The organism is Roseovarius sp. (genome assembly GCF_018066915.1).
GTDB lineage: Bacteria > Pseudomonadota > Alphaproteobacteria > Rhodobacterales > Rhodobacteraceae > Roseovarius.
Map to the genome: position 1 here is coordinate 1 of NZ_JAGPVV010000309.1, position 7,772 is coordinate 7,772.

Here is a 7,772-nt window from a genome sequence, read left to right on the forward strand (position 1 = left end):
AACCTTTGCGTTACGCCGACCATGTAAGCTCTTATGATGTGAGTTTTCTTACGGGGTCGAGCTTCGCCGTTTTTGCAAGCGCAGCTCAGGTCGGATTCTTTTTAGAATCTCAGTCCCGTTTTAAATCTGATGACCCAGAGCCTTTAATCACGACAGGAAATTTAATCGTAACAAGTAGTGGAACAAATCAACTATCGGTTGGTACTGCCGACTTTTCTGTTGAAATTGAGATCCCAGGAAATCCGGAAATTCCATTTATTCATAATACAATAGACTACTATGCATGGCTGCATTTTCGTTATTTCGTTGACGGAGAACCGGTTGGCGGAACGTCAAGTGGCAACGGGTTCGTATTTACAACTGCTGTGGAAGATATTCCGACATTTGAAAACGTCGAGGATAATGGAGATTGGTTTATTGCTGGCGCTTCTTTGGATGGCACCTCCATTGTGTCTAACGGAAGTTTCTCGACCACGATTCAGGTGCCTGGGGCAGCTGACAGTGCTGATTCCTCTCAAACTCAATCAGCCAACGCAGGCTCCAATCAGACAAACTTTGGGGCCTCATTCGGCGGGGTCGGCACGACTACTACCTACTCCGGGTTTAATGCCGGTGTTGGAGCATTGGTGGTCAGTGGCGCGCCCATAAACCCCAACGCCCCACCAATTGATGTCACGATTTCACAAGCAGGTAATGATGTCCTTGTTTCCGGAGCCACTGCATCACTCATCCTCCAGGATGTTCAACTGTCAGAGTGGCAGGCAGTGGCCAGTACTCAGCTGCTCGGAACGAGTGGGACGGATGACATTACTGGCTCCTCCGGCGGGAGTATTTTCGGGACGATGAAGCTCAGGTCACGCGCCAATGGAGCGCAAATCCGGGGTCAAAGACGGTGACAGGGCCGTCGCCCGTGTCGATCTTGGCAGGATAGGTCACGGCATCGCCCTTGGTCAGGGTCAGCGTGGTCTCATTGGCGGGAAGGCCATAGAAGCCGGGACCATTGAGAGATGTGAACGCCTCAAGCCGGTCAAGCGCGCCCTCTTCCTCGAACACATGCGCGAGGATCGACATCGTGTTGGTCGCGGTAAAGCATCCCGCGCAGCCGCAGGCGTTTTCCTTGAGCGGGTCGATATGTGGCGCGCTGTCGGTGCCGAGGAAAAACCGCGCATCGCCCGACGTGGCGGCGGCGCGCAGAGCAAGGCGGTGTTCCTCGCGCTTGGCCACGGGCAGGCAGTAATAATGCGGCTTGATCCCGCCAACGAGGATATGGTTGCGGTTGATCACGAGGTGATGCGTGGTGATCGTGGCCCCAAGGTCTTGGTCATGGGCGCGCACATAGTCGACGCCATTGGCGGTCGTGATATGTTCCATCACCACGCGCAAACCGGGCGTGGCGCGGCGCACGGGGTCGAGCACGCGGTCGATAAAGACCGCCTCGCGGTCGAAGATGTCAACGCTCGGGTCCGTCACCTCGCCATGCACGCAGAGCGGCAGGCCGATTTCGGCCATCTTTTCCAGCACAGCGCGCACCTTGTCGAAATCGCGCACGCCTGAGGCGGAATTGGTGGTGGCCCCGGCTGGGTAGAGCTTGACCGCCGAGATCAGCCCGCTGGCATGGGCCGCGGCCACATCCTCGGGGTCGGTTTCTTCGGTCAGATAAAGGGTCATCAGCGGGGTGAACTCTGCCCCCTCGGGCAAGGCGGCCATGATCCGCGTGCGGTAGGCGGCGGCATCTTGGCCTGTGACCACCGGCGGCACCAGATTGGGCATGACGATGGCGCGCGCAAAATGCCGCGTGGTTTCAGGCAGGACTGCGCGCAGCATCGCGCCATCGCGCAGATGCAGGTGCCAATCGTCGGGGCGGCGGAGGGTCAGGGTATCGCTCATGCGATTGCGCATACACAATCACGCAGCCCAAGGCCAGAGGGCGCTAATCCTGCGCTGGCTCTTCCTGCTGGTTCTTGATTTGCACATGTTTCAGGGCGCGGCGGAATCGGGGGCCACCCACACCGCGCGCGATGGCGTTGCGGCAATGCAGGATGGTCAGGGGATCGCGTTCGTCTGCCATCAGGCGTTGCAGCACGCTGGCAAGATAGGGCGTATCCTCGCGCCGTTTGCGATAGAGCTGCGCAAGGCTGAGCCGGGTGAGGCGGTTGGCGCTGAGTTGGGCGAGCAAGCGAAAGAGCACGCCCATCCGCAGAAGCGCAGGCTCGATCTGATAGCCCAGATAGCGGGTGCGGAATTTCATCACATTGGGGCGGGTGAACAGAGCGGCATGCATGGCGTCAAGCTCGACTTCGGGATCGTAGAGCAGCACCGCCGAGGCGGCGGCATCCAGCATGTCGGGGGCATAGCCGTAGCGGTCGCTGAACGAAACCCGCCGCATCCGCAGGAATCGGTCGTCCCATTCGGCGACGCGCGGATCAAGCGAGGCCTGCGGGCTGAGCATCACCACCTTGGCACCGGGGGCCGCCACCGAAAAGGCCGCCGCTGCATAGCCGCAGGGGCCTGCGCCGTAAAAGATCACCTGCTCGAAATCGTCGAAGAAGCCATCGTCGATCAGCCGGTCGAAATAGCCATAGACCCGTTTGTCACGAAACCATGTGTCGCGCTCGCTGACGAGACATAGATGCGACCAGCCCAGCGCCTTGGTCAGCGCCCAGCCCAGCGGATGCGCCTGCGGCGAGAGCGTGGGCAGGCGGTGAAACGCCTCGAAGGAGACAAGAAGCGTGGGCTTGCGCTCGATCAGGACGGCGGCATGTCTGTCGCCCAGACGCTCGGCATAGCCGTCGTCGCCCGCCAACTCGTTGGCGCGCTCGCACCATACGGCCCAATCCAGACCGGAGAGATCGGCGTCAAAGATATCGGCAGTGTCCTGCATGGTGTCCTGCATGGTCGCTCAAGTCCTCGGTCTTCGTGGCGCCGTTCGGATGCGGGCCTGTTATGACACAGTCTGCCGCTGAATTCAGGCAAAACTTTGGAGAAACCATGGGCTTTCCGGGGGAAGCTCCCACGATTTGGCGAGAGGGCCGCCCTTGACCCCGGGGCCCTTGCGATGCAGTTCTGGTGCAGGCGGCGGCAAGCGGAGGCTTTAGCGTGCAAAACCCCACATCCATCGACGCGGTGCAGCGCATTCTGGCCGAGCAGGATTACATCTGTGGCCGGGCGTTGGGCACCGTGACCTATCTCGCCTTGACGCTGGGCCGCCCGCTCTTTCTCGAGGGCGAGGCGGGCACGGGCAAGACCGAGATCGCCAAGGCGCTGGCACGGGCGCTGGGGCGGCGGCTGATCCGGTTGCAATGCTACGAGGGGCTGGATGCCGCGAGTGCGGTCTATGAGTGGAATTTTACCGGGCAGATGATCGCCATCCGCGCCGCCGAGGCCTCGGGCGGGGTGGACCGTGGCCATCTCAAGGATGAGCTCTTTACCGAGGAATACCTGATCGAGCGTCCGCTCTTGCAGGCGATGCGCCCGCAGGCGGGGGGCGCGCCGGTGCTGCTGATTGACGAGATTGACCGCACGGACGAGCCGTTCGAGGCGTTTCTCTTGGAGGCGCTCAGCGATTTTCAGGTGACTATCCCTGAATTGGGCACGATCCATGCGCCCGAGCCGCCGATTGTGATCCTGACCTCGAACCGCACCCGCGAGGTGCATGATGCGCTCAAGCGGCGCTGTCTCTATCATTGGGTCGATTATCCGACGTTCGATCGTGAGATCGAGATCTTGCAGGCCCGCGCGCCCGAGGCGGCAGAGGTTCTGAGCCGCGAAATCGTGGCCTTCGTGCAGCGATTGCGCACCGAGGATCTCTTCAAGAAACCGGGGGTGGCGGAGACCATTGATTGGGCCAAATGCCTGCTGGCGCTCGATGTGATCAGCCTGAGCCCCGAGGTGATTGCAGATACGCTGGGCGCGATCCTGAAATATCAGGACGATATTGCAAAATTGCAGGGCTCCGAGGCCAAGCGCCTGCTGGATGAGGTGCGCGCGGGGTTGGAGCCGCACTAATGGGCAAAACGCAGCACTTGCGCATCTATCAACCGCATCCCGGACTATACGCCTATTACGATGGCCGGGTGCCGGGTTACCGATTCATGGAGGGTGACAACTGGGTTGACGAAGGGGCAATCGGTCTGGGTATTGCCACCTATGCGCTGGTCGCAGGACAATCGGCGCTGGTGTATGATACCAGCGTTTCATCCGAGCACGGCGCGGCAATACGGGCGCATCTTGAGGCGCAAGGTGTTACCGAATTCACGGTCATCTACAGCCATTGGCATCTCGATCATGTTGCCGGCACCTCAGCTTTTGCCAACTGCGAGGTGATTGCAAACGCGCGCACTGCTGCGCACCTTGCAGAGCGGCGTGATGCGATTGAAGCGGGCACCTGTCATGGGCTGCCAGAGATCAAGCCGCTGATCCTGCCAACGCGGGTCTTTTCCGGGCAGTTTGACATGATATTTGGTGACCAGAGGGTCACGCTGATCGAGGCCAATATTCACAGCGATGATGCCACAGTGCTTTGGTTGCCAGAGCAGCGGATTTTGCTGGCAGGTGACACGGTCGAGGATTGTGTGACCTATGTGGATGAGCCTGCGGATTTCGCCGCGCATTTACGAGATCTCGATCGGTTGGCCGCGCTTGAGCCGCGGTTTGTGCTACCGGATCACGGGGCACCGGACATTTTGGCGCGCGGTGGGTATGACCCCGAGGTTATCCGTGCGACGCAACGCTATATTCGTTGGCTTATGGGACTAGAAGCGGAGCCAGAGAAATGCGTGACGCCGCTGCAAGAGATCATCGCGGATGATCTGGCGGCCGGTATTTTGGAATGGTTCGCGCCCTACGCCGATATCCATGCCCAGAATGTTCAACGAACCCTAGAGTTATACGGGCATGACTGAGCTACCGACCCTCGAATTGCCGGACGATCCCAAACTCACGCATAACATCACGCATTTCGCGCGGGCCTTGCGGGCGGCGGGGCTGCCAATCGGCACTGGTCGGGTGATCGACGCGATCCGGGCGGTGGCTGTGGCGGGGTTTTCCAGCCGGAGCGATTTCTTTTACACGCTGCGCGCCTGTCTTGTGACGCGGCCCGAGCACCTCGTTGTTTTCGCGCAAGTGTTCCGCCTCTACTGGCGCGATCCGCGCTATGTCGAGCATATGATGGCGATGATGCTGCCCGCCATTCGCGGCGTGCAGGAGGACCGCAGCGCGCAGGCGGCGGAAAAACGTGCAGCAGAGGCGCTGCTCAACGGGGTGATGCGCGATGCGCCCGAGGTGGACGAGCGCGACGATGACGCGGTGCAGATCGAGATTGATGCGAGTGCCACGATGTCGGGCGAGGAGCGTCTGCGCCGTCTCGATTTCGAACAGATGAGCACCGCAGAGGTGGCGCAGGCCAAGCGCATGTTGGCGCGGCTCACGCTTCCGGTGAAACCCTTTGCGTCGCGGCGTGGCATTGCGGCGCTCGATGGCGCGCGCATGGATGCGCGGCGGACCCTGCGCGCAGGCTTGCGACATGGTGGGGAATTGCGCCGCATCCATTGGCAAAAGCCGCGCGAGCGTTGGCCCAATCTGGTGGTGCTTTGCGATATTTCAGGCTCCATGAGCCAATATAGCCGGATGGTTTTGCATTTTCTCCATGCTGTCGCCAATCACAAGGGTGCGGGTTGGGCAAAGGTACATGCCTTTACCTTTGGCACGCGGCTGACCAATATCACCCGGCAACTGGCGACGCGGGATGTGGATGTGGCACTTGCCGCCGCCGGAAAACAGGCGCAGGATTGGGAGGGCGGCACGCGCATCGGCACCTGTCTGCATGACTTCAACCGCGACTGGTCGCGGCGGGTGATGGGGCAGGGGGCGGTGGTGCTCTTGATCACCGACGGGCTGGATCGTGACGCTCCCGAGGCGCTGAGCCACGAGATGGAGCGGCTGCACCTCAGTGCGCGGCGGCTCATCTGGCTGAACCCGCTCTTGCGGTGGGAAGGCTTCGCGCCCAAGGCGCAAGGGATCAAGGCGATGTTGCCGCATGTGGACGCGTTCCGCGCGGGCCATTCCATCGCCACGCTGGAGGAACTGGCCGAAGCCATCTCGCGCCGCGACGACAGCGGCGAAAAAGCACGGCTGATGGCGGCAATGCAGGGGAGTTGAGAAAATGGACCGCTTTGACGGCATCCCGGAGACTGCGCTGGCCTGGCATCGGGCGGGCAAGGGGGCGGCGTTGGCCACGGTGGTCGAGACCTGGGGCAGCGCGCCGCGCCGGGTAGGCAGCCAGTTGGCGATTTCCGGCGATGGCGAGATTGCCGGGTCGGTCTCGGGCGGCTGTGTCGAGGGGGCCGTGGTGGCCGAGGCGCTTGACGCAATAGAGGCGGGCAAGCCGGTGCTGTTGACCTACGGCGTGAGCGATGGCGATGCCTTTGCCGTGGGGCTGGCCTGTGGCGGCACCATCCGGGTGCTGGTCGAGCCCATTGGGCCGGTGATGCCCGAGGCGTTGCTGGCCGATCTGGTGCTGGCGCGGGATGCCCGTATTCCCGTGGCCTATGTCACCGGGCCGGACGGACGGCGGTTGGAGCGCGAGGGACACGGCGCGCGGTTCCGCATGGACCGCTCTGGATTTGACGAGGATGGCGAGACATTCGTGGCCATTCACAACCCGCCTTTGCGCCTCCTTATCGTGGGAGCGGTGCATATTGCGCAGGCGCTTGTGCCGATGGCGCGGATTGCGGGGTATGATCCTCTGATCATTGATCCGCGCGACAGCTTTGCTTCTGAGGCGCGGTTTCCGGGCGAGACGGTCGTGCAGGACTGGCCCGACGAGGGCGTGCGTGCCTTTGGTCTGGATGCGCGCACCGCATTGGTCTTGCTGACCCATGACCCCAAGCTCGATGATCCGGCGCTGATCGAGGCGCTGCGGTCGGAGGTGTTCTATATCGGGGCGTTGGGATCGACCCGCACCCATGCCAAGCGGGTGGCGCGGTTGCAGGAGGCGGGATTTTCAGAGGCGGAGATCGCGCGGATTCATGGCCCGGTGGGACTGGATATCGGAGCGGCGAACCCGTCCGAGATCGCGGTCAGTATCTTGGCCGAGATGACCCGTGTGCTGAGGCGCGGTGCATGAGATTTGGCCCGGTGCCACTGGAGGAGGCGGAGGGCGCCATCCTTGCCCATTCCGAACAGGTGGCGGCGGGGCGGCTGCGCAAGGGGGCCATGCTCGATGCCGCACAGATCGCGGCGTTGCGCGCGGCGGGCTATCGCACCGTCACGGTGGCCATGCTGGACCCTGCGGATGTGCACGAGAATGAGGCGGCGGCGGGGCTGGCCGCGGCCTTGGCCGAAGGCGCGGGCGATATCGCCTGCAGCGCGCCCTTTACCGGTCGCGTCAACCTGATTGCCGAGCGGCCCGGTGTCGTTTGTCTCAATGCGGCGGCAATCCATGCGGCCAATGCAGTCGATCCGATGATCACAGTGGCTACCGTGGTGCCGCATCATCAGATCCACGCAGGTGGCATGATCGCCACGGTCAAGATCATCGCTTACGGTGTGCCGCGCGCGGCGTTGCAGCGCGCGGCAGAGGCGGCGCGCGGGGCCGTGCGGCTGGCGGTGGCGCAGTATCGCACCGCGAGCCTGATCGTCACCGATGTGCCCGGCGGGCTAGGCGACAAGGGGGCCGATGCGATTGCGGCGCGTGTCACCGGGCTGGGCATGGAGATGGTGGAAACGGTGCTCTGTGCGCATGAAGAGGCGGCGCTGGCGGCGGCAATCACCAG

General features: G+C 62.3%; 8 protein-coding genes. 6 read left to right on the forward strand and 2 right to left on the reverse strand.

Annotated features, from left to right (window positions below; genetic code table 11):
* Nucleotides 1–896 (forward strand): hypothetical protein (locus tag KBT70_RS17490; RefSeq protein ID WP_296637200.1); only part of this gene is annotated, 896 nt, incomplete at its 5' end.
* Here KBT70_RS17490 and pyrC read toward each other — a convergent pair.
* Together pyrC and KBT70_RS17500 are read right to left on the reverse strand one after the other, a co-directional pair.
* Nucleotides 850–1,887 carry a dihydroorotase gene (pyrC, locus tag KBT70_RS17495; RefSeq protein ID WP_296637202.1) on the reverse strand — a complete coding sequence of 346 codons (1,038 nt, stop codon included), beginning with the start codon at nt 1,885–1,887 and terminating at the stop codon, nt 850–852. The genes KBT70_RS17490 and pyrC overlap by 47 nt on opposite strands.
* Nucleotides 1,888–1,930: 43 nt before the next feature.
* Nucleotides 1,931–2,893, reverse strand: coding sequence for a phosphoadenosine phosphosulfate reductase (locus KBT70_RS17500; protein WP_296637206.1), 963 nt, complete (start codon nt 2,891–2,893; stop codon nt 1,931–1,933).
* Between the two features lie 203 nt (nt 2,894–3,096).
* On the opposite strand from KBT70_RS17500, the gene KBT70_RS17505 reads away from it, so the two are divergent.
* The 5 genes from KBT70_RS17505 to KBT70_RS17525 all read left to right on the forward strand — a co-directional run.
* Entirely contained in the window at nt 3,097–4,005 is a 909-nt protein-coding gene (locus KBT70_RS17505) for a MoxR family ATPase (protein ID WP_296637208.1), read from the forward strand.
* Nucleotides 4,005–4,901: an MBL fold metallo-hydrolase gene (locus tag KBT70_RS17510; protein WP_296637211.1), complete on the forward strand. Its 897-nt coding sequence runs from the start codon at nt 4,005–4,007 to the stop codon at nt 4,899–4,901. Before KBT70_RS17505 ends, KBT70_RS17510 begins: the two co-directional genes overlap by 1 nt.
* Entirely contained in the window at nt 4,894–6,156 is a 1,263-nt protein-coding gene (locus KBT70_RS17515; RefSeq protein WP_296637213.1) for a VWA domain-containing protein, read from the forward strand. The genes KBT70_RS17510 and KBT70_RS17515 overlap by 8 nt, the downstream gene beginning before the upstream one ends.
* Nucleotides 6,157–6,160: 4 nt before the next feature.
* Nucleotides 6,161–7,123, forward strand: a complete 963-nt coding sequence (locus KBT70_RS17520) for an XdhC family protein (protein WP_296637216.1) — start codon at nt 6,161–6,163, stop codon at nt 7,121–7,123.
* Nucleotides 7,120–7,772, forward strand: a 653-nt coding sequence (locus tag KBT70_RS17525; RefSeq protein WP_296637217.1) for a molybdopterin biosynthesis protein, incomplete at its 3' end; no start/stop codon positions are given. The genes KBT70_RS17520 and KBT70_RS17525, both read left to right, overlap by 4 nt.